Origin of the sequence: Pedobacter sp. SAFR-022 (assembly GCF_051965375.1) — a bacterium.
Lineage (GTDB): Bacteria > Bacteroidota > Bacteroidia > Sphingobacteriales > Sphingobacteriaceae > Pedobacter.
In genome coordinates this window covers 379,203-405,755 of sequence record NZ_JBQCME010000002.1, presented here as the reverse complement: position 1 = coordinate 405,755, position 26,553 = coordinate 379,203, and the positions used below count along the sequence as shown (strand labels likewise).

Below are 26,553 nucleotides of genomic sequence, written 5' to 3'. Positions count from 1 at the left end.
TCCCTTTCAGATTGGGTAGTATCATTAAGTATGAGTCTTTTAATAGCCACAATAAAGTATTTGATTCAGATCAGCCAGGAAGAGGAAATCATCCTGGCTGGTTTATTCAAACCACTCAGCTTGAAGTCCGGCGAGTACTTCCTGGAAGAGGGACAGTTATGCAGGTATGTTGGCTTCATCGAATCGGGCCTGGTACGTTACCACATGAACGATAATGGCGTTCAGAAAACGCTGTACTTCAATAAGGAAGGTGAATTTGTCTCTAACTACCAGAGTTTCCTTCCGCGTGTACCCTCAAACACCAGTATACAAGCTATTGAGGATACTACATTGCAGGTAATCAGTTATGACAACTTGCAAAAGCTGTATTCCGCTGTCGGCGAGGGTGAAAAACTTGGTCGCCTGGCGATTGAAAGTGTCTTTCTAACCAGCATGCAACAGCTAAAATCTTTTTACAAGGATTCCCCGGCTGACCGTTACCAGGAGTTCCTGCGATCCTACCCCAGCTTGGCAGAGCGGATCCCACAGTACCATATTGCTTCTTATGTGGGGATCAAACCCCAGTCACTTTCCAGAATCCGAAAGCGGCTGCTGAGCTCAAAATAATTTGCCCTTCTTGCATTAGTTAACCGAGGTGAACGAACCGGGCTGTCCAGAAGCGGAAATTTGATTCCATAAAACTTATCAATCATGGAAACACAAATCAAAGAACAGCCTCAATGGGGCATGCATTCAACCTCTTACTGGATCACACTTTTACTGGCGCTAGGCATCATTTTTATCGGGATCCGCTTTATCCTGCAGCCGCAGGTCGGCGCCCTTGGTTATGGGATAGCTTTCCGTGATGCTGGTGATGCGGCCTATGGTCAGGTTAAAGGGATTCGGGACATCTTTTCCGGCATCGTACTCCTGCCCTTGCTGATCATGCGGATGCGCAAAGCAACGGCTTGGGTATTTGCAGCTGCAACTGTCGTTCCCTTGGGCGACTTCCTCATCATTGCGGCAACGAATGGTTCCGGCGATCTTGAACACCTGCTCGTACACGGCTTAACGGCTTTGATCATGATCATCAACTGCTTCCTGTTATTCGCTAAACGTCCTTAGCCTATGCTGCTTCCGCTCCCCCAGTTGCGGTATTTCGGTCCGGCAGATGTAACCTTGTTACCTGTAAGTTACTGTTACCTTATGGTACATAGTTACTTTAGTAAACAAGAATGCATTAGATTTGCAGCTCAAACAAAAGAACAGAAACATGAAAAAACTTCAAGATAAGGTAGCCCTGGTTACCGGCGCATCAAAGGGTATTGGTGCATCCATCGCGAAATATTTCGCTGCAGAAGGCGCTAAGGTGGTTGTAAATTACGCATCCAGTAAATCAGATGCAGATAAGGTTGTTGAAGCGATTATCGAACAAGGTGGCCAAGCCATCGCCGTGCAGGCTGATGTTTCAAAAGAGTCAGAGCTCATCAGGCTTTTTGAAGCGACGGCAACAGCTTTTGGAACACTAGACATTCTGGTAAACAATGCCGGAATTTACCAGTATGATCCTATTGAATCGGTGACGGTAAAAAACTTTCAGGCGCATTTCAATACCAACGTACTTGGATCCCTTCTGGCCATCCGGGAGGCTAAAAAGATGTTTGCTGACAAGGGTGGCAATATCATCAACATCAGTTCTGGCGCGAGCAATACGCCACTGCCGACAGGCGCTGTCTATTCCGCCAGCAAAGCAGCTTTGGACGCTATCACGATTGCACTGTCTAAGGAATTCAGCGGACAAAACATTCGCATCAATTCCATATTGCCAGGGGTAGTTGAAACTGAGGGTTCTCATAGCGCGGGTTTTATCGGCAGTGACTTCGAAGCGAAGCTTGTAGCAAATACACCGCTTGGTCGTACCGGACAGCCGGAGGATATTGCAAAGGTGGCGGTTTTCCTTGCTTCAGACGAGGGGGCCTGGATCAACGGAGAGAAGATCTCCGTTTCGGGTGGCATTTACGGAATCTAATAATCACAGTTTAAGTAATCATAACATGAGCAAATTAAAAAATAAGGTGGCCGTAATTACAGGTGGTAATAGCGGCATCGGATACGGGATTGCAGAAGCTTTCAGAAATGAAGGTGCAGTTGGGGTGATCACCGGAAGAAACCAGGCAACACTAGACCGTGCTGTCAGCGAACTTGGCGCCGGTTTTATGGCCGTTGCTGGGGACGTCACAGATTTGGAGGCACTGGAAAGGACCTTTAAGATGACCTATGAAAAATTTGGTAAAATAGACGCCCTGGTGGTTAACGCCGGTGGCGTGGTAGACGGTAGCCCCATGTCCGGTATCGCTGAGGTGACTGAAAGTAACTATGACGGATACATGGACCTGAACCTGAAAAGTTCGTACTTCACGGTTCAGAAAGCACTTCCGTACCTGAATGATGGAGCCTCGATCATCCTCATTGCTTCCAGCGCTGCACACCGAGCCGCACCAGGCATGTCCATTTATGCGGCAGCTAAAGCTGCAGTGATATCTTTAGCGGCAGGCTTGTCGCTCGACTTGCTTTCCAGGAGTATCCGGGTTAATGCGCTTTCTCCAGGCTCGATTGATACACCTGTCTTTGGTAAACTTGTGCCGGAAGAACACCTGGCGCAGGTGAAACAGCTCTGGACGGACATCATTCCAGTGGGCCGCCAGGGCCTACCATCTGAAATTGGCAAAACCGCGGTATTTCTTGCCTCAGACGATTCTTCCTTCATCGTGGGTACGGAAGTTCTGGTGGACGGCGGTATGACCAACATCAGTTTAATGAAGTAGCCATTATGTATGCACGCTCCTGATCAATCGCTGCGCCGAAACCTGCGTGCCTGGTTGGCCTTGTCAAGGTTGAATGTTTCTAAATTAGAATCATATTCCAGCGGTAGATTCCAATAGCCTACTTTTGATGAATAATCTGAATCAAATGGCAAAAACGAAACTTACGATCAATAATAATGGATCAGTGAAAATAGAGGGCGATTTCGAAATCGTTGACAAGAATGGCAATGTGTACGGGCTCCAGGGACGTACGGTTTTAGGCATCTGCCGTTGCGGAATGTCTAAGAACAAGCCATTTTGCGATGGTTCACACAATGGGCATTTTGAGCATGAAGCGGTTGCATTTGATCTTCCGCCGAAAAAGGTGTAAGGTTTACTACTTTAAAACCCCTGCAATCTGATGATTGCAGGGGTTTGTTGTATATAGCCTTTTTGGTGCAGCTGTCTGCCGCTCCTACTTGTGTCTTGATTTTAGTTCCCGTTGAAAGATATAAGCGCTTAAACGACTTAGCTTCTTCTTGTGCAGGGGATGCTTGCCGGGAGCCGTGAAGTACTCGAATTGTTTTTGATGTTTTAAGTACCAGATCTTTCCTATTGATCTTTCCGTGATCGTATCTAGCAGGGTTATTTTTTTGAAGCTTTCCAACAGGAAAGTGTCTAAGGCAATCTTTTCTATTTCAGTGCCTAGGCTGGTATTACAAGCCACCGCCTCATAATGATCTTCCTGCCAGTACATACATTGTTTACCATCCATTCCCTCTCCGCTGAGCTTATGAGCGATCATGCCACCGGAACCAAAGAGAACAACCATAACGGGGATAAACATCCAGTCGCGCCCTTTAACACCGCGCAGTAGTCGAATGAAGCTTACCTTTTTACTGCTTTTAGTCATGCTGCTTCCTGCCGGGTCCTGGGTATTTCCTGAAAGCTTGTTGGCTTCATTTTCTCTTTCCTCTGTATTCATCAGGCTTTCCTTCTCTTCCTCCCCTAAGCCATAATCCCTTCCGAACACATACGGCCGATGCTCATAATTTATCAGCAAGGCTGCAAGATGCACCTGCTTATCATCCGGATTATCAGTCGAGCCTTTAAGAAAATTGATCACAGGTTTAAACTTGTCGATCTCTGTTCGCTGCACGGCCTTGATGTATTCGCCAAGGTTTTCCTGATGCCCAAAAAATAGTATCAGTGTTTGTTGATCTTTCTTGGAGTCATAACCTTTTTGAAGAACGTGTAATAGCTCCTCTTTGATACCAGCCGGTGTAGGAGATTGTAGCCGCAACGAGACCTCGCCGGCATGTACTTTTTCACGATAGGTCCGCAGAATAACTTGCTTGTAAGTAGAGAACATTAGTTTGAAGTTTCGGCGAAAATAAGTCGGAATTATTGGATTTCAATACGCTTTTCCGGAATACAGGCGGAAATAGCGGAATGAACGGAATCATCTGGTTATCAAGGCCACTTACGCTGTCACCTTTGTTTTGAAATCGACGCCGGGTTTTCTACTGCCCGGTTAACAGATCGCCTGAGCAGCAACAATCGGGGCAATTAGAATTGAACTGGGAAGCAATCTTTTTCCCCGCCCAAGCTGCTCGAAACCCTTCCCAAAAGCGGCGCCGCTTAAAACTGCAGTAAGCTATCGATGAGGTTCGATATGCCCTGCCATTAAGCAAATCAATTTTTCAAACAAATGTTTTTACCTTTTGTAATTGCCATGTTATTGGGCCTGGCATCCCCTATGCAACAAACTGCAGGAAATATCAATACAAGTATTCAGACCACTAATGGTACAGACCCAACCGAAGGAGGTGGTGTAGACAATGGTGGTGGCACCGGAGGTGGACACAACGGCGACAATGGTCAGATTCCGCCACCAAGGCCTTAATGCAAATTTGCCCGGGTGCATCTAAAGATTGTGCCCGGGCTTTTTATACGCAGTAAATTAGTGTATAAGCGTTCCGCTGTTTTTCTTAATTTAGGCAAAAACATGATCATTGAAACCTGCGATAATAATAGGCTTTTTAATTCTGATATTTCAACTACTTTCAAGTTGCTCAAAACATGAGGATAAGTCCCATAAGGATGTAAAGAATCCGAAAACAAGATCCCCATTTACCGATAAGGCATATGCATTTCAGGATGCTGGAAAGTCTGATAGTGCCTTCCTTGCCTTTGCACAGGCCAAAGAGGCTTATCTTAAGGCCAAGGATAGTATTATGCTGGCCAGCACGTTGACTAACATGGCCCTAATTGCTACAGAAGCCGGCGACAACTTTGATGGCCAGGAGTACAGTATGGAGGCATTGAAGTATTTGGATCGAGCAAATGCGGAACACCATCGTTACATCCTTTCCAACCTGAACAATCTCGGGATCGCCTGCTATGACCTGAAAAAATATGATCAGTCGATTGAGTTTTACAATCAGTCACTCCCTCTAATCACCGATAGCTCAAGTTTACATATCACGAAAAACAATATTGCCAACGCATACCGTGAACTGGGCAAACACCAGGTGGCTATCCGCCTCTACCAGGAGGTTTTGGCTAAGGCGCCGGCGGATGGTACAAGAGCTAGAACAATTACCAATTTAGCAGAGGCTCAATGGCGGTACTCACCTCAGTATGATCCGGTTCCATCTTACCTGAGCGCACTGGAAATACGCAGGAAGATTGGGGATCTTTGGGGCCAGAATTCAAGTTACGCGCACCTTGCAAACTATTACTGGACCATAAAACCGAAGGCTGCCTTACACTACAGCAGGTTAATGTATGAACTTGCTGTGAAGCTCAGGAACCCCGACAACCAACTGGAAGCACTTAGTAAACTGGCAGATCTGGATGGTCAGCATAGATTGAACTACTTTAGACGTTATCGCAGGCTCGAAGACAGCGTTGCCAAAGTTCGTAATGCAGCAAAAAACCAATTCGCATTGATCCGCTACGAAACAGAAAAACATAAATCGGAACGATTCAGGCTGGAGAAAGAAAATGCGGAGAAGGAAATTCAGATTAGTCGCCGTTCCTATGCTTTAGGAATGGCAGCGATTATCGTGCTGGCAACAATCATTATATCGATAATGATCTATCGGAAGCGGAAGCGGCGGTTAGCAGAGGAGGCCGAAAAAGCTGTTCGCGAGAGTAAGTTACGCACCTCAAAAGACATTCATGATGTGGTTGCAAACGGTCTCTACCGGATGATGTCGGAGGTGGAATATGGTACAACAATCAATAAGGATAGGCTTCTGACGCAGATTGAGGGGTTATATTTTAAGTCGCGGGAGATTTCACATGCGGTGATCGCCGAGCCTGCGGAGTTCTTAGCACGTTTCAACGAGCTCACCTCCTCTTTCTCTACAGATGAGGTCAAAATTGTAACGGCAGGGCTAAATGATGAACTTAACGCAATCCTGGACGAACCGCTTAAAGATGAGGTCATTTTGATCTTGCAGGAATTGCTGGTGAATATGCATAAACATAGCCAGGCAAGCCTGGTTGTACTTCGATTTGAAACGACTAATAGAAGTTTGAAGATCCAATACCGTGATAACGGCATCGGATTGGCAGCTGATGCCTCAGAGGGACTGGGTTTGCGCAATACGGAAAGCCGTATTGCTGCTTTGAAAGGAGTAATTACCTTTGAAAATCATGCGGATGGCGGGCTCAAAATAATTGTTCGCGTTCCTTTAAAGTCGATTTAAATGTTTGAAAAAGTACTTATCGCAGAAGATCACCAGACCAGCAGTAGAGCCGTAGCCAAGACAATTCAGGATCTTGCAATTCCGGTTTTTGATTATGTTTATTATTGCGATGATGCATACACCAGAATTAAGAAAGAACTGGCAGCTGGAAAGCCTTATGACTTGCTAATTACTGACCTTTCATTCATCGAAGACCACCGGTTGCAACACCTTAAAAGCGGAATTGACCTCATTAAAGCAGCACGGGAATTACAACCCTCGCTAAAAGTCATCATCTTTTCTGTAGAAGGTCGCCCGGTCTTGATTAAGTCATTCTTCTCAACGTTGCAGATAAACGGATTTGTACAAAAGGGACGCCTGGACGCCATTGAACTTGAACAAGCGGTTCGGACGATTGTCAAAGGCCAAACCTTCATTTCTCCAAGGATAAAAGAGCAGATCAGTCCCAGCAATAGTCATCAGTTTACGAATTATGATCTAACGGTTATATCGCTCCTGGCCGCTGGCATGCAGTTGAAGGAAATTCCGGCTAAACTTTCGGAGTTGAGGATAACGCCCAATGGCATGAGCAGCATGGAGAAGCGGCTGAACCACATCAAGACGGTGTTGAATTTCAAAAAGAATGAACAACTGATCGCCTTCTGCAAAGACATGGGGATTATCTAGCTCCATTACAGCACTTTGAGCAAATTGAACATATTTCCGGCAAGCTATGACTTCCTTATTAGAGGGTTAAACTTTCATCTTCATCAATACGGTTTTCCGTATGGAATACTTTCGCGGTAAAACTAGCTTTGGAATTGGCAATAACTTGAATATTAGTTAAATATCAAGCCTCATTAACCCAAAGCAATAAAAAAATGGAAAACCAGATTACCGCTACGCTTCAAAGCCGATTCTTACGGCTTTACCAAATGGCCTGTGCTGACGAAAACTTTGACGCTCCCGAAATGAAACAACTATACCTTTTTGCTGAGCAGCGAGGGGTCGAAACTGCTCAGCTGGAAAGGATTCTAACAGATCCTTTGGCCAGAATTTCCATTCCTGAGTCAAGGGATGAAAGAATTGAATTCCTTTATGACTTAGCCCTAATGACATGGGCGGACAAGGAAATTACCGAAGATGAATACAGTGCATTACAAAAATTCTGTCGGCGTTTCCAATTTGAAGATGCTCATATAGATGACATTTGCAACTTCCTGCTGACCTGTGCAAAACAGGACATGACTCTTTCTCAAGTAATTACTCAAGTAAAAAATAATTAATTATGGAAGCGATCAGTAAGATATTTTCATTAAAACAGCCGACGAGGTCGAGTGCTAGTTCAAACGATGAAGTTAACGATGATGTCCAGGTGCGTATCACTTATTACCAGAGTGGTTACGGAGCCTCACAAAAAGCGTACGGACAAGCGATAACATTGAAAGCATGTCTGCAAAATGTATACAGCAGTTTTGAAGAACAATGTCGCAAGTTGAAAGAAGAGCAACGAACATTGAAACAACCCTACGTGGAAGAAAAGACCCGGCAAGAAAGCGAATTAAGGAATGCAGAAACTGCCTTGTCAATTCAGCACGACAAATTGCAACAACAGGAACAAAAAATAGAACTCGTAAAACAAGATATCGAGACTATTAAAAGCAATCCTGAGAAGCACGGAATAACTGATAGCAAACAGCCTCACGCATTGTTTTACATTGGATTACTATTGCTCGTTCCGATCACTATTTATTTGTTTGTTTTCTATATATCAGCCACTTATTCAGCACTGTTCAAAATCTTTTCGGATGATAGTCTGAGTACCGCAATTTTTGACGCCCAGGCGCTTAACAATGCTATGAAAGAAGGTTGGTTAGAAGGAGTTCTCGTTCTCACAATACCTAGTGTATTCCTTGGATTGGGCTACATTATACATATGATGCAAAAGGGAAAAGGAATCAAGAACCTACTCAGGCTTGTCTCACTTTTTATAATCACATTCCTTTTTGACGGCCTTTTAGCATATCAGATTGAAAAGAAGATATATGACTTCACCAAAACACCTACTACGCCGGCTTACAACCTGAGAGTAGCACTTGGTGAGGCGGAATTCTGGATGATTATTTTCGCGGGCTTTGTTGTGTACATTATCTGGGGACTTGTATTTGACTTTGTTATGAAAGAATTCGAAGAAATCGACAAGATCAAAGCTTTTATTAGAGTTAAGCAGCAGGAACTAAAGAGGTTAGAAGATACGCGGACACAAATCAATATTGATATTGAAAAAACAAAGCAACTTATTAGCACTATTAAGGGCCGGATAGAGGAACTTCAGAATAAAATAGACGGGTTCATTCTCAACATAAAGCAGTATATGCATTATCACAATCAATATATCGAAGGATGGTTTCAGGCGATAAATGGGGAGTTAGCTTTGCCGGATGCAAGGAAGACCGCGTTGTTAGCGGATTGTGAAGCAGTGGCTAATGAGCATTTAAAAAGTCTTGACCTAATTAGGCCACAGCATCAACATATCATTTACTCGAAAGTCTCTTAACATGAAAAAAAATCTATTCTTCTTCACCACATTAGTGCTCGCAGCTATGTTATTGATAAAAGCCGGTTGCGCAAGTGATAATACGGAAACAACAAATAAACCAGCTGTATCAACGAAAAAAAAGGTCGACAAGCACCTTAACTTGAGTATTTTCCTTGACCTTTCTGACAGGATAGATCCTAAAAAATATCCCAATCAGACGATGGAAATCTATCAGCGTGATCTGGGCTACATCAAGAGTGTGGGCGAAGCGTTTCAAGCTCATTTAAATGGCAGTAAAATTAGTGGAATGGACGAGTCCATACAATTATTCTTTGAGCCTGAACCAAAGGCTCCTGAGATCAACGATTTAGCTAGGGAAATGAAATTCACCTTTGACAAGTCGAACGTAACCACAGAAACAATTTCCAGTGTTGTGCCAACCTACGTGTCTTGTTCGGAAAAAATTTACAATATAGCCCTGAAAGACAACAAATATATCGGGGCTGATATTTGGACATTCTTTAAGAATAAGGTTAAAGACCAATGTATTAAACCCGCTCATCGTAATGTTTTAGTGATTCTTACAGACGGTTATATGTTTCACCAGGACAATAAAGTAAGGGTGGGAAATCAGACCTCTTACTTGACGCCAGAGTTAATAAAAGAAGCAAAGCTGAACAGTTCAGAGTTCGCTAGTAGAATGGATGCTGACAAGTTTGGATTTTTACCAGCGACTTCTGGACTTGAAGACTTGAAAGTGTTAGTGATCGGGATCAATCCCCAGAAAGGAAGAAATTTCGAAGATGACGTTATTAAAAAATACTGGAGCGACTGGCTGCAAGCAATGGGCGTAACCGCCTTCGAAATAAAGGGCATCGATTTGCCTACTTACATGGATAACATAATAAAGAATGCCGTGACTGTAAAAAATTAGACCACTTCAAAAGCCACCCTTAAGGTGGCTTTTTCTTTTTAAAGTCTTAAGCCCAAGCCTTTCTTAAAAACCGTAACCAATTGCCATGCATCAACTTTTCAATGTCTGTGTTACTATAGCCGCGCTTGGCAAACAATTCGGGAACTTTGCCCAGGTCTGCGATGGACTCCAGATCATAAGGACATTGCTCCTTGCCAAAGCCACCATCCAGATCTGAGCCGATGCCAACATGATCGGTATTACCCGCCAGCTGGCAGATATGATCTATATGATCGATCATCACTTCCAAATTACAATTCGTACTTACTGGCGTTGAGAGGCCCCGCTCCCAACCTGGCACCATCATCCAGGCATCCAGTGCAGCTCCGATTACAGCACCCCTGCTTATTAATTCTTTGATCTGCTCATCTGTAAACTGCCGGTTATGATCTACCAGTGCCCTGCAGTTGTTGTGTGAAGCCCAGACTGCGCCGTTGAAATGATCCATTGCATCCCAAAAGCTTTCATCACTCAGGTGGGTGGCATCCAGAATAATGTTCAAACGCTCCATTTCCGCCAGTAAAGCATAACCATGAGGCCCCATTTTCCCGGTTGCATTGGTACCCTGCGCATACCTGCCAGGCCCATAATGTGCCGGGCCAACTGCACGCAAGCCATAGGCATGGGCGATTTCCAGATGGCCAACATTTACCAGCGAATCTGCACCTTCAAGGCTCAGGATATAGCCAATGGGTTTATGCTCGCTGGTATTGTCCTCCTGCCAAAGTTTTATATGCTTTTCCAGACCATCCAGGTCCTTCACTTGCAGCATCTCCCCTGCAGCTTCCATGGCCCTGTACCAGGCCAGCTGCCCCTGGGTTTGCGCCCATGCTTGTTCTGGTGAATGCCAGCCAGGTAGTGGGTTGTCTGGTGCAACATAGCGTGCGATTTGCGTGGCGACAACCAAACCGATATTCCCTTTTCTCAGCGCTGGAAGGCTAACCACCGCCTTACCACGGTCGGGTTTATCTTTTAAGCCTACTTCCCGGCTGTTTATAGTTTCTATCGGGAGGCGAAGGTCGCGGTTCCATTCCATCGCATTCATGCTCAAATCCAGGTGGGCATCTATTGTAAACATCGGTGTTGGGTTAGATTATCTTATATTCTAGTTAGATCATGTATTGGCTTCTTAGATCGTGTTTTTTCTTTTTCTCGAAATAATCTGCCAGCTTTCTGGAGCTCTTCTCGAGGAAACACTTATTAGCTGGTCATATAGTGCTACAGTTGGACAGACGTGGAATGGAAGCCCATATAGCACATCGCCAATTTTGTACTGATGGTTCTCGCCGGCGTCCATTACCAGGTGTTCTTCACTTTGGCTAACCGGCACAAGTTCTGGTGCATTCAAAAAAGTGATCCGGTTTGATAAGGTGTTTTCAGCCGCAACCGCTTTATGCCCAAGATCCAGGCAGATGAGCCTTTCATCCGGCAGAGAGACAACCCGGGAGATAACCAAGGCTGCAGGTAAGAAAGGCTGCTCTGAAAATGCTTTTTGATAGCCTTCGTCCCAAAGCGCAAAGGTTCCCGGGCTGCATTCAAAATCCGTATCTTTTGCGAAAATAGGCATGGTGGGTGTACCCCCGGCAATAATAATTGGTTTGTGCTGATGCTTTTCTTCTATCGCTCGGCTTAAGGTCTGCAGTACTGTGATGATTTCCGCTGCCTTTTGCTGCCGTATACTGAAATCAGCGTCGTGGATGTGTCCATCATAGGCATGAAAACCAAGCACATTTAGGCCTTCTACATTGAGCATGCTCTCGTAGAGAAGCTTTGCCCGGTCCGGCCGAATGCCAGTTCGGTTCATGCCGACATTCAAATCAATGTAGACCTGGAACGTTCTATGGTGCTGCCTTGCAAGTTTGGCGATGCTTCTAGCTGTTTCCTCGTTATCAACCAGACAGGAAAATTTGGTGTTCGGAAACTGCTCCTGTAAAGCCAGGAATCTTGTCAGGTTTGGTCCAACCGGCTGATAAGCCAGCAGAACATCCGGCGCAGCACAAGTACCTAGCATTTCCGCTTCTGCGATGGTTGCACATTTGAATTTCTGCAGGCCTGCAGCCAACATCATTCTGGTAACTTCAGCTGATTTATGGGTTTTTACATGTGGGCGTAAACGGCTTTTCTGATCGATCATGCTGATGAGCAGGTTGATGTTCTCCTGAATTCGATCTTCATAAAAGATGAGTCCCGGCGAGTTTACGCTTGCAGGATCTTCCAATGGATACCAGTTTGCTTCTATCATGGATGATTTTTATTGGTTTTAATGAAGTTCAAAAAGCGCCTCAATTTCCACTGGAATATTGTCCGGGAGGGATCCGAAACCAACGGCGCTTCTTACACCAATTCCATGCTCAGGTCCCCATACTTCTGCGAACAGCTCGCTGCAGCCATTGATGATGAAAGGGTGCTTTTCGAAGTCTGGACTGCAATTCACCATGCCGAGTACTTTGATTACACGCTTTACTTTGTCGAGACTGCCTATGTTGGCCTTTATGGTTGATAGCATCGTGAGTCCGACCTGTCTTGCTGCAAGCTTGCCTTCTTCCTGACTCATGCCGGCACCTATTCTGCCGATGATCAATGATTTGTCGTCTTTTACAGGTCCGTGTCCACTTAAGTAAAGGTATTTACCATCAATAAGGCAAGGTTTATACACCCCGAGCGGTGCAGGTGCTGGTGGCAGGTTTAATCCCAGTTTCTCAAAACGTTGATCTGCTGTTAAGTTTTCCATATAAGTTGTAGTTCTTTGATTTATTAAGGAGTGGCCTTAGCGGCAAGTTACAAAAGCGCATGGAGAATCAAAACGCCAATCAAGCCCATTGTGCCGACAATGGTTTCCATCAGTGCCCATGACCGGAAGGTGTCTTTAAGGCTTAAATTGAAATATTCTTTGAACAGCCAGAAACCGGAGTCATTTACGTGTGAGAACATCAGGCTGCCAGCCCCAACGGCTAGCACCATTAGGTTCGGATCCGTGTGTGCAGCGCCCATCAGCGGGAAAATGATACCTGCCGTTGTAAGGCCTGCTACAGTGGCGGACCCTACCGCAAATCGGATAAGCGCCGCGATCAGCCATCCCAGGATCAAAGGATCGATCGCAATGCCGTCCAGGTATCTTGCGATTTCCAGGCTTACACCTGTTTGAACCAGAATCTCCTTCAAAGCGCCCGATCCGGTAATGATCAAAAGGATCATCGCAATATCTTTTACCGCATCACTGTACAGATTCATGATGGCATTCATTTTCATTCCTCTGACCAGGCCAAGGGTGTAGGTCGCGATCAGCACCACAATCAACATGACTATCGAAGGATTGCCTAGGAAGGTTACCACTGGCGTAATGGGCGATCCGGCCGGTAAGGTTAAGGGAAGAAAGGACGCAAGCGCAAGCAGGATTACGGGTAACAGTGCTGTTAAGAGGCTTACCCAACTTCCTGGCAAGGCTTCTTCCGGCAGTTCTTTAGTCCGAAATGCCGCCAGTGGCTGTGCTTCTATATGTTTAAGTGATTTCGCGAAGATCGGCCCGCCAATAACAATTGCAGGTATGGCGATGATCATACCGTAGAATAGGGTTAGTCCCATATTGGCATCAAACTGTACGACTAGCGCAGCCGGTGATGGATGCGGGGGAAGGAAACCATGGGTGACAGACAACGCGGCTAGCATCGGTAGACCGATGTAAATGGCATTGAGCTTATAACGGTAGACCACGGAAAAGATCAGCGGAACCATCAACACAAATCCAATCCCGTAATATAGCGGTATGCCAATGATAAATCCGGTAATAACCATTGCCCATTGGATGTGTTTTTTGCCGAAGGTGCTCATCATGACCTCTGCAATTTTTTGCGCTGCACCACTTTCCGCGACGAGCTTACCAAGCATCGCTCCTGTCGTAATGATGATGATGAGCGATCCGAGTACATCACCCATCCCTTTCTCTACCGCTCCGGCAATTTTGGGCAGTGGTAAGCCTAACGTGATGCCGGCGATAATGGATACGATGAGGAAGGAAAGAAAGGCGTTGATCTTGAATACCGAGATCATCACGATCAGCAGTAAGATGCAGAGGAGTACGGTGAGTATGGTCATCAATTAAATATCAATGTATTTAATTAATAATCAAAGATTAATTCTTAGATGTCAAACGATTTGTTAGTTGCTCTTCTACTTCTAGAGTATAGTTTCAGTATATGCATCTATTCCGGATCTATCATCATCAAAACGGCATGGCCGGATTTGTTCCGCATTGTTCTTATTGGCTGCTATCCCGGACGATATTTGGCTACAAGGAGAGGAGATTCGGCTACTTCAGCGTTGTATATGTTGTACACTTTTGTATAAATCAAAAGGAGCACATGAAAATTATTGTTACAGGATCTTTAGGACATATCAGTAGCCTACTGGCCATTAAGCTGTTGAGTATGGGTCAGTCCGTTACCCTAATCAGTTCAAAGCAGGAGAAAGCAAAGGATATTGAAGCATTGGGTGCCAGCGCAGCCATCGGCAGTGTTGAGGACAGGCAATTTCTAGCCTCGACCTTTGCTGGCGCTGATGTGGTCTATTGTATGATACCCCCCAACTTTTCCGCAGTTGACCAAGGTGCCTATTACGAGCGCATTGCACATTCCTATGCAGAGGCGATCCGTGTTGCTGGTGTTAAGCGTGTAGTTCATTTAAGTAGCTATGGGGCACATCTTCCAGCAGGTACGGGCATTATTGCAGGTTCGTATAAGGCAGAGCAAATCCTCAATGCAATCTCTGGTATAAGCCTGACGCATATTAGGCCGGCTTATTTCTACTACAATCTTTTAAGTTTTATTCCGATGATCAAATCTTTAGGCTATATCGGATCGTTGTACGGTGAAGAAGATTTATTAGCAATGGCGGCTCCTGATGATATTGCTACGGCGATTGCAGCCGAAATTACGCAGATTGAAGGGATGAACAAAGTACGTTACGTTGCCAGTGATGAAAGAACCTGCACTGAAATCGCTTCCATTCTAGGGCAAGCCATCGGAAAACCGGATTTAAAATGGCATATCTCACCTGAAGAACAGGTGCTTCAAGCCTTACGTTATCAGGGCATTTCGGAGGAATTGGCCCAGAGCCTAGTGGAACTCGCAAGGGCTACACATAGCGGTATGCTGCGGGAAGATTTTGATAAGCAGAATGTTCAACCTGGAAAAGTAAAGTTGGAAGCATTCGCAGAAACGTTTAGTTCCATTTACCAGGGATCATAATATAACAGGATGCGAGTAAGCACCAGAGACAGAAGTCAAAAAAATAACAGAAAAGCAAATCAGAATAACAGTATAAAAACGAAATAAAATGGAAAAAAGAAGCAAAATAGCGTTGATTACCGGTGGTAGTCGAGGTTTAGGAAAAAACATGGCATTGGCGGTCGCAAAAAATGGCTTGGATGTATTAATTACCTACAATGCAAATCAACAGGCTGCAGATGAGGTTGTAGCAGAGATTAAGTCTATGGGTCAGAACGCTGCAGCATTTCAACTTGACACAAGTGATATTAGCAACTTCGCAGCCTTCGTGAGTACGATAAGCGCGTATCTGCTTGAGGAAACCGGAAGTTCAAAAATTGACTATCTGGTAAACAATGCTGGAACAGCCTTATATGCGCCTGTATCAGACACAACTCCGGAACAAATGGACGCAATTTTCAATATTCATTTCAAAGGCGTGTTCTTCTTAACACAGCAGTTACTGCCTCTGATCAACGACGGCGGCGGAATCGTGAATATCTCTTCTGGCCTTACTCGTATTGCAATGCCGGGATCGTCTGTTTATGGTTCGATGAAAGCTGCAGTAGAAACGCTTACCAGATACCTGGCGAAAGAACTCGGCAGCAGAAAAATCCGCGCGAATGTCATAGCTCCGGGTGCAATTGCGACGGATTTCGGAGGCGGTCGCGTACGTGACAACGAAGAGATCAATGCTCAAATTGCCAGCGTAACAGCACTGGGCCGTGTAGGTTTACCAGATGACATTGGTGGTGTGGTTGCGTTCCTTTGTAGCGATGAAGCTTTCTGGGTTAATGCGCAGCGGATTGAAGTTTCCGGTGGCCAGGCGATTTAATAACGAATGATCCAGCTAGTCGGCGCAAGCATTTAGCGTTCGTGATCTGGCAGCAATAGTTATCTTTATATTATGAAACCTTACAGGATAAAATCGATAAGTGAATTTCACAACATCTTCAATCTACCGAAGCCGGAACATCCGCTGATCAGTGTGGTTGATTATGCTGAACTTGTCGTAGCGAAAAGAACCAGTGACGTTACCGTAACGGTTTCAGATTATTATTCGATTTCGGTAAAACGTGGACTGAGCCAGAAAAATCCGCTATGGTCAGCAGGAATATGACTTCGATGAGGGCGTGATGTACTTTCTTGCACCCGGGCAGGTGTTACATGCAACACCGTCAACCGATATGGATCATCATGCGTCTGGGTGGATATTACTGATCCACCCAGACTTTCTTTGGAACAGCAGCCTTGCTGCTATAATTAAGCGGTACGAGTTTTTTGACTATTCCGTTAATGAGGCACTATTTCTGTCAGATAAGGAAGAGGCCATACTGAATAACATCATCCAAAACATCCAGCAAGAGTATCATGCGAATATTGATCGTTTTAGTCAGAACATCATTATCTCACAGTTGGAAACACTCTTGAACTATGCTGAACGCTTCTACCAGCGACAGTTTATTACGCGAAAGATCACGAACCACCAGGTTCTGGACAGGTTGGATAAGTTACTGAAGGCATACTTTGAAGATCCTGCGCTTGTGAAGAAAGGGCTGCCAACGGTGCAGTATATCGCTGATGAACTGAATGTTTCTACTGGTTATCTAAGTGGACTGCTGAAGGTGTTGACCGGACAGAGTACGCAGCAGCACATTCACGACAAACTTATCGAAAAAGCAAAGGAGCGGCTATCGACGACGGACCTTTCCGTAAGCGAAATTGCATATGGGTTGGGCTTTGAGCACCCACAGTCGTTTAGCAAGCTGTTCAAGTCCAAAACCAGCACTTCTCCGCTGGAATTTCGACAGTCTTTCAATTGATATTTACCTACCCTTGTGTGGGTTGGTGATAGCCTCTTTTAGGCAGACCTGGTCACATTGTTTATTTCCGCTGACATAGATCCAATTTTGAGGTGTATGCGGTCTTAACTGCGGCTGGTCATCATGGCAATGCCCATTTTAACTGGCAAGTCGTCAGTGATTGAATTTTTTGGATGCGTAGTTAGGGTACTTGCTGATATAAGAACCGGCAAAGAGCAGCACCTAATATTGATTACTTTTCCGGTAAGAAGAAAATTCGTTATTTTAGTTACTACCAAACCAGCACGTTATATAAATGGATCATTCAAGAGTATATAAGATGTCTGTTGCAAGTGTCTATCCGCACTACATCAACAAGGCAGAGCGAAAAGGGCGCACAAAGGATGAAGTAGATGAAATCATCTTTTGGTTAACGGGGTATAATGCAGATGAGTTAGAGAAGCACCTGGAGGATCGCACTGACTTTAAAACATTTTTTGATCAGGCACCGATGATAAACCCGAATGTATCTAAGATCACGGGTGTTATTTGCGGCTACCGGGTAGAGGAAATTGAGGATGAATTGATGCAGCGGGTGCGTTATTTAGATAAGCTGATTGATGAATTGGCGAAAGGGAAAAAGATGGATAAAATCCTCAGGAAATAACCAGAAATGCAACGGTCTTGACGCTAAAAGATGATTTTTTGCGCACTAACATTAAAGGTTTATAGCCTACCGAATTTCAATTGGAATTCATTTGGGTATACGTTTGATCATGCCCGCAGCAGCATTAGCGTATTCTAGAATCGGCCGTTAATTACCTTGATTAGGATGGCATACATCATCTAAAAACCAGTTTAAGTAAATTCTATTTTCCATCCCTTTTTTTTTACAAGTAAGATATACATCTGATAATAGATGACTATATTGATGTGCCTATTAGCGAGTGTGTTATTGCTTTTAAAATGGATCTGTGTTAAGTTAATTTGGCATTGTAACAGATAATCTGGCTATTGTGCAAGGGGATCTTTTCTGTCTGATTTATTTACAATCATTAAAATGCAAAGATGATTATATCGCTCCATAAAATTAAGACGCATCCTAAGTATGAACAAGTTTTAACATTTCTTAAACTGACGCTAATCACGGGTAGTGCTCAGCTTTCTATCCAAGTTGTTGGTTTAATTTCAGGTATCGTAATAATTCGACTTCTTCCACCTCAGGAGTATGCATTCTACACCTTAGCCAATGCCATGATCGGAATGATGTCACTTTTGGCTGATGGAGGCATCTCGACTGGCGTGATGTCACAGGGCGGGAAGGTCTGGGATGATCCGGAGAAATTGGGCACCGTGTTGTTCACCGGTATGAAGTTAAGACGGCAATTCTCGCTGATCACGCTAGCCGTAACTGTACCTGCTTTCGCGTACCTTCTACTCCATCAAAATGCAAGTTTACTGGTAACTTTCTTGATCATCCTTTCCGTTATTCCTGCGTATTATGCATCCTTGTCGGACTCACTTCTTGAAATCGTACCGAAGCTACATCAAGACATTAAACCCCTACAACAAAACCAAATGGCGGTTGGTATATCAAGGTTGTTGCTATCTGCAGTTTTCTTGTTTTTCTTTCCCTGGGCTTTTATTGCTGTGATAGCGGCTGGTATCCCCAGGATCATCGGCAACATAAAACTTAGGGCAATAGCAGATAAATTTGTTGCCAAGGCAAGAACTGCTGACCCTTTGGTTGAAGCTGAAATAATAGCTGTAGTTAAGAGAAGTTTACCAGGCCTGATATATTACTGCTTATCAGGACAAATTACCATCTGGATTCTTTCCATATTCGGAAATACTTCATCATTAGCAGCTAGTGGGGCGCTTTCCAGACTGGGAATGGCCTTAAATGTACTTTTGGTCATGATGGGTACGCTTGTCGTTCCCCGATTCGCCAGATTACTGCCTGATCGAAAACTCCTGCTCACTAGGTTTTTGCAGATTTTCACTTGCATGGCAGCCGTTACTTGTATTGTACAAATGCTTGTCTTTACTTTCTCCAGCCAATTACTTTTTGTGCTAGGGCCGACTTACTTCCATTTAGAAAACGAATTGTTCGTCTACTTTTTGGGTAGCAATGTCACTCTATTAGTTTCAACCTGTTACGGGTTACATACCAGTAGAGGCTGGATCATAAAGCCTGTTTTTTCAATAGCTTACAATATTACCTTTTTGATTGTTGGAGTTTTGATCTTCAACGTATCTACCTTAATGGGTGTATTTTGGTTTACTCTGTTTGTTAGTTGTTCTCAACTATTGATGCATTCTCTCTTCACGCTCTACAAAATTCATCAAGAAGATTAAAGGTTTGTTAATTGAAGCTGCAGCTAACCTAGACCATGCAATGGATAATTTTTCCCATCAAGTGGGATTTACATCAAAGCCTGGAGCCTGAATACCTTAATTAAACGGAGGTACTGAAACGACTATATGCAACTAAACCAAAGCCAATTAGGACTAATTGTTAACTGTATTATAAACCTGATTTAGCATCAGTGATTTTCGATTTCGGCGTACACCACGAATTTGGAAACGGATTAGTTTTGATTGATTCAAGCTGAATAAGTATTTCGGTATGGTTGTACTAATTAGTTAGGTGACAGCAGAATACCGCTCCAGAATAATTCAAAAGATTTTTAATTGCGCAGGTGCGAATGTTGAAGGCATTTTCTGTTGCTGTCGTGTGGATCGTACAAAACCTCGCTGGTAATAAGCTAAAGTATCTTAAAAGCTTGATTAATTAGGGTTAAAAAAACGAAAGATCACAGAATATATATGCGCTTGTAAAAACACTGTTTTTGATGCGACCGAGTATTAAAGGATAGTGGAGTTCCTGTCATTTAATTACATAGTTGAAAGATCAACTTCCTGATAAGTTTAGCAGTGGATTTTAAGTTCAGAAAGATGTTATCTGAACATCAATGAACCTTTCAGAAGGAAAAGTTCAATTGCCTTGAATACTCAGGAGGACGAGTAAGTTTTTCAATGTTTTCCGATGATTGAGATTATCTTGAAAACATTTTGGCTATGAGGCGTTGTATTGGTGGATGTTAATAGGATTGAAAACTAATCAACCGGTAATAGTAGAACATTTGACACAGATTAAACATCTAGTTAGATGGGTATAGTTCCGTTGAAATCCATGAATAATAAAACGGCAGAGTTTCTGTTTATCGTTTTTCTGAATTCTAGATTTTAGTAGTGTGTTAACACGAATAGATTTCATTGTCATTGAACAAGTTTGTCCTTAAATGAACGGACGTATGATCTTCGAATATTCCAGGCCCTTACCAGATCAGCAGTGGTTACACCACTTAATCTGGTGATCCAGTTTTTGCGATCGTATTTCGACCAGGTTTGATACCCACTATGAATCAGAAAAGCAAAAGGATCCCAGGGCTTAGGAGAGCCGATAAAGTGAAGTATCATCTTCGTGGAAGCTTCTGGTCTTTGTGAAATTGGCGACCATTCGCAGTTGAACGATTTTGGAAGCTTCGCGAAATGACCGGAACACAAAATATTCAATATTGATTGATCTACTGATGGGAGTTCCAATGCATGTTGTCGTCCAATTTTCATACAATCTTCCTTTATGTTTTTTATTCTCCATTCTCGTAAATTCAAGAGCAATACACCGGAGTTAAAATATTCTAGGTTTCCGTCCAACCCTACTCTATCTGCATAAAACTTGTTTCCATAGGTAAATTTGAACCGTCCCCCGCCGACTGCTGCCAAACAGTGACCATCGAAATTAAATTGCTCGACTTTCAATACGTCTTCTTCCACGACCAGGTCGGAATCTAAATAAAGAACCTGATCTTCAGGGATGAGGTCGACCAGAAGTAGTCTACCATAACAGGTCCAGTCACCATGCAAGGACCGGAAGGAACCAAATGTTGCGTAAGGGTCGAAATCAATAAAGGAGAACTTGCCTCCAAATCCTTCCTGATTCAAGAGCTTTGCGATGTTCCTCTTATCCTTTTCGCTATGACCTGCACAAAGGAACCAAAGGGCCAACTTGCTTGAATCCGAACAATTTTGAATAAGCGAGGCAAGCGCAACGTGAAGTCCCTTTAAGCCTAACCTATTGTTACAAAAAGCAATATTCATATGTACTTTGGTTTTTGATTATATGATTACAATTTCACAGTGGTTTGCGATCGTAACGACGATGGAGAATTATTAATCTAACTATTGGCTTTTTTGTACCAGGATCGTTGATGGGCGTGCTTTCTTGTCAGCACGTGCAAAAAGCATGTATGGCCCATAGCTTGGAGCGCCTTGTATATACCAGCTAAAAATACCTCCTATGCTCCTATCGGAACTGGTAATGTTACTTTTAGGTTGTTGCATGCCGATATGAATGGCGCCATGATAATCTAGCCCAGAAGACCTCAGCTGGGCACTGAGATCTTCATCAAGTTCGCTTCCGGAGAAAATTGCATAATCCATCTGTGCCAGGAGTTTCATAAACCTGTCTTTTGGCTTGAAATCATTTTCCCGAATCCAATTACCATCATCGTCAAAACTAAACTGAATGTATGGGGTATACATTTCCCAGCCAAGTGATCTGCCGGTGAAGTAGAATTCGTAGGTAAAGGCTAAAAAGACCTTGTGATTACCAGTGCCAATTGCCGACCTTGCGGCCGCTTCAATTAGGTTCCTTTCACGTTGCGCACCATCCTTGTAAGCGAAGGCTGACCGGAGAACTACCGAGATGCATATGGACCAAAGCACTGTAAAAGCTAACAAACCTGCACTTACTCGTTGCACGGCAGGTTTGACTGATTTACGCTCTGCTTTTAGAAAAAGATTGCCCGTTAGTACCATAAAATATGGCAAGAGGTATAAAAGACGAAATTCGTAAACAAGGGTCGTTAAAATAATAATCAACGTAAATATGAAAGCTATTATGATACCCCGCTCCCGTCTGAAGAACAGCGCCCATACACCAAGTAATGGTAAAAAAGGGCCTAACGTTTTTATAAATGCCTTCGCGATTTTAGCCCAGGATTGGTAATTGAAAATACCAGAGATGCGTTCGAAGGATGTTTTGCTAGCATTAACATTCAATGCAACCATATTTTTCATATCCTCGAAAATTGGCGTTAGTTGATGCCGGATAGGGATAAGAAGCAATATCGAGGTAAGTAAGCCTCCAATAACGAAATATAAAAATAGCTTGCCTGTTTTTTGTAAAGAGTTTCTGGTAAAATGTCCGTCGTAAAAGGAGCTTAAAAACTCTGCAAGGATCAGGGGATAAAGGAACAAAGCGGAAGGCCATACAAAAGCGGATAAAGCAGCGAGTACGCCTGCAAGCATCACCAGAAGTATTCTCGTTGTTCCTTCTTTATTGCTGGAAAGCCGCAGCAGCCAACATGATGTTAAGCAAAAAGCGATCACCCAACTATCTGTTCTGGCCATCCGCTGTGAAAGCGTGAATAAAGGATCGAGCAAAAAAGCCAAGGAGAGTAAGCCAGCGAACGCTGCAGGAACCTTTCGTTGATTAAGCCAGGCTAATGCAACTGTTGCTGCTGCAAGGCCACCAATTAACGCGACAATACGGGGGCCCACTCCGGAAGTACCCCCAAACTGATAACCAAGTTCTGCAAAGACCGGACCCAAATAAGACCAGAGTAGAAGCGGTTTGTCGCCGGCGACCCACCAGGTTACAGACCACCGGCTTAGTGGATCCAGTGTGAGTCTGCCGTAGTCGGTAATCTGTGCTTCATCTTGCATTAAGCTAGGTAAGACATCTAGCGTACTTGCTTCTACCAAACACAAAATGACTGCTAGGATGAACCAAGTGATGAAAATCAGTTTAGTTATGCTTGCCTTGTCTTCGTACTTGTGGCTAATCGGATTATAGTTATTCGTTTGAAGCGCTTTAATGATCATCATTGAATTTGAAAGCTTTTCGATTTGTTAAATTTTTGGTGCCGCTCTCCGGATAGATCGCAAAGGCCACCTGATTTGTGAAGTAGGATCTCGGCTATAAATAGTTAATTGGCATGGGATCATGTGTGAGCAGTTCCGGCCCACGATTCTTGCATCTTAATGGTGACTACGGTTCCGCTAATCGCGAGTGCCGTCATGTTGCATTTTAGATCACCAGGAGGCCTAGAAATTTTCAACTTTCGCCGAAAATGCTTTTGGATTCTTAATCATGGCACAGAATGTCTCAGCGATATAAATTACCTCCTCCTGTTCCATAGGTACGTATAATGGTAGTATGATAGAATTATCCTGCATATCCTCCGATATAGGTAGTACAACCTCTTTGTGGGACCGTTTGTAAGCCGATTCCCGGTGCGTGGTCATCACTCCTCTCCGCGTAGCGATGCCCCAGTCTAGCAACAGTTGCATGAGTTCATTTCTTTTTAACCCGTATCCCGCTTTCAAATAGATGCTGTAAGATTGGAAGTTACTAAACTGTCCATTCTGCTCAGCCGGCAGTTTTATGTGTGGTAATCCCCGAAACGCTTCATTATAAAACCTTGCAACTTTGCGTCGTTCATTCACGATCCAATCCAGTTTCTCCAGCTGCTTTATTCCTATGGCCGCCTGGATATCTGTCATTCGATAGTTGTAACCAACTTCTACATGATCTTCAAAAACAACTTCTTTTGACTCGTGCCGAATTCTGTCATTTACAGACATTCCATGTTGGCGTAACATTTTAAGCCGCTCATAATAGTCTTGCCTACTCGTTGTGATCATTCCACCATCACCTGTAGAAATGACCTTTCGTGGATGAAATGAAAAGCATACAAGGTCCGAATGGCTGCCGATTTTGGCTTCTTTGTATGCTGATCCTGCAGCACAGGCCGCGTCTTCTATAATTGTCAGATTATATTTAATTGACAGTGCTTGAAAGGCATCCAAATCTGCAGGAAATCCAATTTGGTGAACTACTAATATGGCCTTTGTCTTTGAAGTGATGCGTCGTTCAACATCTACGGGATCAAGGTTGTAAGTTCCGGGTTCCACTTCCGCAAAGATTGGGGAGCCACCAACGTAGGTTATAGCGTTTGCCGTTGCGATATAACTTAAGGAGGGACAAATTACCTCGTCGCCCACCGTGATGCCGGCTACGATCATGGAAAGATGTAGAGCTGTTGTACAGTTGGACACGGCAACGGCATATTTCGCTCCTGTATAGGCAGCAAATTTCTCTTCAAATTCCTGCACTTTAGGACCCTGTGTTATCCATCCAGTCAATATGGTGTCGTAAGCTGCTCTTGCATCTTCTTCGGTAATGTAAGGTTTTGCTATTGGTATCATATTCTCTACTTTATCCAGTTTATTTCTTGAACATCACTCAGAAGATTTTGACAAGATACCCTTTCCGTGTAGTAAGCGATTGTCTCTTGAATGCCTTGGTCAAATGAATAAGAAGGTTCGAAATCGGTAAGTGCTTCAAATCTATCTGGTCGCACCCACAAGCGAGGTACATCAGCGGGTCGTTCAGGCTTGAAATTGATTCCAAGATCTGATTTCCTCATTTTAGAAAGTATATTTTCGAGTAAGTCCTTCATAGAGATCTCCCGCCCAGTCCCAATGTTGAAGGTTTTGCCTGTCAGCTCGTCTTGTCGACCACTTTCAGCAGTATCAAGCAGCGTCTGTAAGGCCAATGCAGTATCCTTTACAAAGAAGAAATCTCTTGTGATGTCCCCCTTGCCGAATAGAACTGGGGCTTCGCCATATAGTATTTTGACGATACTCCGGGGAATGATCTCGCCTGCGTCACCTTCATAATGGGCTCTAGGTCCATAATTATTGAAGATCCTTAGAACGGTAATTGGAAGTTTATAACACTCGTAGTAGGCATTGGCATAGTGTTCTCCGGCCAGTTTACTCGCCCCATAAACTGTGAGCGGATGGGTTGGAGCCGCCTCTGTTATGGGGAAGTTAGTCGTACGTCCGTAGATTTCAGAAGTTGATATATAAAAAACATGCTTGACTGCTACATTTCGGGCCGCTTCTAAGATGTTTAGGGTCCCCTCAGCATTTACCCTGTGATTTTCGAATGGACTGTGAATGGAATGACGTACGCCCAGGCATGCCAGGTGAAACACGAAATCTACCGCCTCCATAGCTTCTCTACAAGTAGATTTACTTAATATATCTCCCTGAATAAAGCTGAAATCCCGATAACTTTGCGCATGATCGAGATTTTCCAAAGATCCGTTGGATAAGTTATCCAACACGGTCACGCGGTAACCGCTCTCCAGCAGTCTATCTGTTAAATGAGAGCCAATAAAGCCAGCACCTCCTGTTACTAAAATATGTTTCATGTTGACTTAATGTTTTGGGATTTGTTCTAACCCTTCTAGCTGTGCCCTTGGTGGAAGGGTATGGAGATTATTTTTGGACTCAAGTACCAGCGCCGGGTTTCCTGCGACAGTAGTGTTCTCAGATATACTTCTAATAACATTACTTCCAAGGCCAACCAAGGCCTTATCTCCAATCTGTACTCCATTAATGACGTTTGTACCACTTCCGATGTAGCAGTTCTTCCCTATGCTTGTGCCACCGGCGATCACCACGTTACTGCCGATAAGCGTATAGTCATTCACCTTGACGTCATGATGAATGACTGAATTTGGCAATATGCATACGTGATTTTTGATTATTGCATTACTTGTAATAACAACGCCAGCCATGATCAGGCAATTGTAACCGATACTTACGTTTCTTCCGATAGAAGCTCTCGGATGAATTGCCGTGATAAACCGATCCGGGTTTAGCTTTAGCGAGTTGATGTTTTCATTACGGTTCCGGAATGAAGATGGACTCCCGGGCACTGCCAACACCAATAACTCGGAATAATCTTCGATAATCGATCTCCGGAATATCTTGTGGTTGGAAGAGCACTTTCCTTGGTCATCATCAATGAAACCAATCACTTCATATACCTCATGGTCTATGCAATCCAGGGCCTCAATCCCATTCCCATTATAGGGGAAGATTACCAGCTTTCGTTTCGCCATTAGTCGTTCGGTTAATTTTAGTCTCATGTGAAGTCGTTCTAACCTCAGGGAATTGAGCATTGAACCAGCGCATGTCGCATTTAGGCTTGCGCCTGGTTATTCAGGCTCAGTATCAGAATTCCGGCTATTATGAACAGGAGCCCCACGTAAGAGCCAAAAGAAAGGCGGTCTTGAAATAAGTAGTAGCCGACCACGACGGTTAACAAAAAATTTATGCCCGTGGCGATAGGAATTACAAATGAAAACTGACTGCCTGATAGTGCTTTAAACATGGCCAGCGCAGAGAAAATAATGAATAATGCAGCAACCACAAAATGGCCATTGAAAAAAAGGCTCACCCAGTCTTGCCAGCCAGCTAATTTAATATGCTTTAGTTGGAGCTTGACAATAGCCGCACCGCAGACATTAAAAGTCGCGTAAATCAGTATATAAAAAATTGTTAACTGCATT

Annotated in this window: 28 protein-coding genes; 17 read left to right on the top strand and 11 right to left on the bottom strand. The window is 43.9% G+C overall.

Features of this window, described 5'->3' with window-relative positions:
- The first annotated feature begins 30 nt into the window (after window positions 1–30).
- The 5 genes from ACTHQF_RS07660 (at window position 31) to ACTHQF_RS07640 (ending at window position 3,174) form a co-directional block, all read left to right on the top strand.
- Window positions 31–606, top strand: a complete 576-nt coding sequence (locus ACTHQF_RS07660; RefSeq protein WP_440429458.1) for a Crp/Fnr family transcriptional regulator — start codon at window positions 31–33, stop codon at window positions 604–606.
- Window positions 607–690: 84 nt separating this feature from the next.
- A complete protein-coding gene (locus ACTHQF_RS07655) occupies window positions 691–1,104 on the top strand; it encodes a DUF4267 domain-containing protein (RefSeq protein WP_440429457.1) in 414 nt (137 codons plus the stop codon).
- A 148-nt stretch (window positions 1,105–1,252) separates the two neighbouring features.
- Complete coding sequence (locus tag ACTHQF_RS07650) at window positions 1,253–2,008, top strand: SDR family NAD(P)-dependent oxidoreductase (RefSeq protein ID WP_440429456.1); 756 nt, start codon at window positions 1,253–1,255, stop codon at window positions 2,006–2,008.
- Window positions 2,009–2,033: 25 nt separating this feature from the next.
- Complete coding sequence (locus ACTHQF_RS07645; protein ID WP_440429455.1) at window positions 2,034–2,804, top strand: SDR family oxidoreductase; 771 nt, start codon at window positions 2,034–2,036, stop codon at window positions 2,802–2,804.
- Between the two features lie 145 nt (window positions 2,805–2,949).
- Window positions 2,950–3,174 carry a CDGSH iron-sulfur domain-containing protein gene (locus ACTHQF_RS07640; protein ID WP_440429454.1) on the top strand — a complete coding sequence of 75 codons (225 nt, stop codon included), beginning with the start codon at window positions 2,950–2,952 and terminating at the stop codon, window positions 3,172–3,174.
- A gap of 84 nt (window positions 3,175–3,258) precedes the next feature.
- On the opposite strand, the gene ACTHQF_RS07635 is transcribed toward ACTHQF_RS07640, so the two are convergent.
- Entirely contained in the window at window positions 3,259–4,155 is an 897-nt protein-coding gene (locus ACTHQF_RS07635; protein WP_440429453.1) for a hypothetical protein, read from the bottom strand.
- A gap of 339 nt (window positions 4,156–4,494) precedes the next feature.
- Here ACTHQF_RS07635 and ACTHQF_RS07630 point away from each other — a divergent pair, with 339 nt between their 5' ends.
- From ACTHQF_RS07630 to ACTHQF_RS07605, 6 genes are all read left to right on the top strand, one after another.
- Window positions 4,495–4,689, top strand: a complete 195-nt coding sequence (locus tag ACTHQF_RS07630) for a hypothetical protein (RefSeq protein ID WP_440429451.1) — start codon at window positions 4,495–4,497, stop codon at window positions 4,687–4,689.
- 109 nt (window positions 4,690–4,798) lie between these two features.
- The gene (locus tag ACTHQF_RS07625; protein ID WP_440429450.1) at window positions 4,799–6,502 is read left to right on the top strand and encodes a tetratricopeptide repeat-containing sensor histidine kinase; all 1,704 of its coding nucleotides are present in this window, start codon (window positions 4,799–4,801) and stop codon (window positions 6,500–6,502) included.
- Window positions 6,503–7,168, top strand: coding sequence for a response regulator (locus ACTHQF_RS07620; protein ID WP_440429449.1), 666 nt, complete (start codon window positions 6,503–6,505; stop codon window positions 7,166–7,168).
- Window positions 7,169–7,362: 194 nt separating this feature from the next.
- On the top strand, window positions 7,363–7,767 hold the full coding sequence (locus ACTHQF_RS07615; RefSeq protein WP_440429448.1) for a hypothetical protein: 405 nt from the start codon (window positions 7,363–7,365) through the stop codon (window positions 7,765–7,767).
- Window positions 7,768–7,769: 2 nt separating this feature from the next.
- Entirely contained in the window at window positions 7,770–9,038 is a 1,269-nt protein-coding gene (locus tag ACTHQF_RS07610) for a hypothetical protein (protein WP_440429447.1), read from the top strand.
- Window position 9,039: 1 nt separating this feature from the next.
- The gene (locus tag ACTHQF_RS07605) at window positions 9,040–9,954 is read left to right on the top strand and encodes a hypothetical protein (protein ID WP_440429446.1); all 915 of its coding nucleotides are present in this window, start codon (window positions 9,040–9,042) and stop codon (window positions 9,952–9,954) included.
- A 46-nt stretch (window positions 9,955–10,000) separates the two neighbouring features.
- Here the strand turns inward: ACTHQF_RS07605 and ACTHQF_RS07600 are convergent, their stop codons facing one another.
- From ACTHQF_RS07600 to ACTHQF_RS07585, 4 genes are read right to left on the bottom strand one after another with little or no spacing between them, the layout of a single operon-like run.
- A complete protein-coding gene (locus tag ACTHQF_RS07600) occupies window positions 10,001–11,071 on the bottom strand; it encodes a dipeptidase (protein ID WP_440429445.1) in 1,071 nt (356 codons plus the stop codon).
- Window positions 11,072–11,122: 51 nt separating this feature from the next.
- Window positions 11,123–12,235 (bottom strand): D-TA family PLP-dependent enzyme, encoded by a 1,113-nt coding sequence (locus tag ACTHQF_RS07595; protein ID WP_440429444.1) that lies wholly within the window; start codon window positions 12,233–12,235, stop codon window positions 11,123–11,125.
- An 18-nt stretch (window positions 12,236–12,253) separates the two neighbouring features.
- On the bottom strand, window positions 12,254–12,724 hold the full coding sequence (locus ACTHQF_RS07590) for a RidA family protein (protein WP_440429443.1): 471 nt from the start codon (window positions 12,722–12,724) through the stop codon (window positions 12,254–12,256).
- A 47-nt stretch (window positions 12,725–12,771) separates the two neighbouring features.
- Window positions 12,772–14,085, bottom strand: coding sequence for a gluconate:H+ symporter (locus tag ACTHQF_RS07585; protein WP_440429441.1), 1,314 nt, complete (start codon window positions 14,083–14,085; stop codon window positions 12,772–12,774).
- A gap of 266 nt (window positions 14,086–14,351) precedes the next feature.
- On the opposite strand from ACTHQF_RS07585, the gene ACTHQF_RS07580 reads away from it, so the two are divergent.
- From ACTHQF_RS07580 to ACTHQF_RS07555, 6 genes are all read left to right on the top strand, one after another.
- Window positions 14,352–15,236, top strand: a complete 885-nt coding sequence (locus tag ACTHQF_RS07580; protein WP_440429440.1) for an NmrA family NAD(P)-binding protein — start codon at window positions 14,352–14,354, stop codon at window positions 15,234–15,236.
- A gap of 88 nt (window positions 15,237–15,324) precedes the next feature.
- A complete protein-coding gene (locus ACTHQF_RS07575; protein WP_440429439.1) occupies window positions 15,325–16,089 on the top strand; it encodes an SDR family NAD(P)-dependent oxidoreductase in 765 nt (254 codons plus the stop codon).
- A gap of 72 nt (window positions 16,090–16,161) precedes the next feature.
- Window positions 16,162–16,374 carry a hypothetical protein gene (locus ACTHQF_RS07570; protein WP_440429438.1) on the top strand — a complete coding sequence of 71 codons (213 nt, stop codon included), beginning with the start codon at window positions 16,162–16,164 and terminating at the stop codon, window positions 16,372–16,374.
- Window positions 16,375–16,390: 16 nt separating this feature from the next.
- Window positions 16,391–17,077 (top strand): helix-turn-helix domain-containing protein, encoded by a 687-nt coding sequence (locus ACTHQF_RS07565; protein WP_440429437.1) that lies wholly within the window; start codon window positions 16,391–16,393, stop codon window positions 17,075–17,077.
- Between the two features lie 295 nt (window positions 17,078–17,372).
- On the top strand, window positions 17,373–17,723 hold the full coding sequence (locus tag ACTHQF_RS07560) for a DUF2200 domain-containing protein (protein WP_440429435.1): 351 nt from the start codon (window positions 17,373–17,375) through the stop codon (window positions 17,721–17,723).
- A 401-nt stretch (window positions 17,724–18,124) separates the two neighbouring features.
- Window positions 18,125–19,414 (top strand): polysaccharide biosynthesis protein, encoded by a 1,290-nt coding sequence (locus tag ACTHQF_RS07555; protein WP_440429433.1) that lies wholly within the window; start codon window positions 18,125–18,127, stop codon window positions 19,412–19,414.
- Between the two features lie 924 nt (window positions 19,415–20,338).
- On the opposite strand, the gene ACTHQF_RS07550 is transcribed toward ACTHQF_RS07555, so the two are convergent.
- From ACTHQF_RS07550 to ACTHQF_RS07525, 6 genes are all read right to left on the bottom strand, one after another.
- Complete coding sequence (locus tag ACTHQF_RS07550; RefSeq protein ID WP_440429432.1) at window positions 20,339–21,220, bottom strand: glycosyltransferase family 8 protein; 882 nt, start codon at window positions 21,218–21,220, stop codon at window positions 20,339–20,341.
- Between the two features lie 81 nt (window positions 21,221–21,301).
- Window positions 21,302–23,011: a hypothetical protein gene (locus ACTHQF_RS07545; RefSeq protein ID WP_440429430.1), complete on the bottom strand. Its 1,710-nt coding sequence runs from the start codon at window positions 23,009–23,011 to the stop codon at window positions 21,302–21,304.
- A gap of 219 nt (window positions 23,012–23,230) precedes the next feature.
- Window positions 23,231–24,394: a DegT/DnrJ/EryC1/StrS family aminotransferase gene (locus ACTHQF_RS07540; RefSeq protein ID WP_440429428.1), complete on the bottom strand. Its 1,164-nt coding sequence runs from the start codon at window positions 24,392–24,394 to the stop codon at window positions 23,231–23,233.
- Between the two features lie 5 nt (window positions 24,395–24,399).
- On the bottom strand, window positions 24,400–25,407 hold the full coding sequence (locus ACTHQF_RS07535) for an SDR family NAD(P)-dependent oxidoreductase (RefSeq protein ID WP_440429427.1): 1,008 nt from the start codon (window positions 25,405–25,407) through the stop codon (window positions 24,400–24,402).
- 6 nt (window positions 25,408–25,413) lie between these two features.
- Entirely contained in the window at window positions 25,414–26,130 is a 717-nt protein-coding gene (locus ACTHQF_RS07530; RefSeq protein WP_440429426.1) for a NeuD/PglB/VioB family sugar acetyltransferase, read from the bottom strand.
- Window positions 26,131–26,183: 53 nt separating this feature from the next.
- Entirely contained in the window at window positions 26,184–26,552 is a 369-nt protein-coding gene (locus tag ACTHQF_RS07525) for a hypothetical protein (RefSeq protein ID WP_440429425.1), read from the bottom strand.
- Window position 26,553 lies beyond the last annotated feature (1 nt).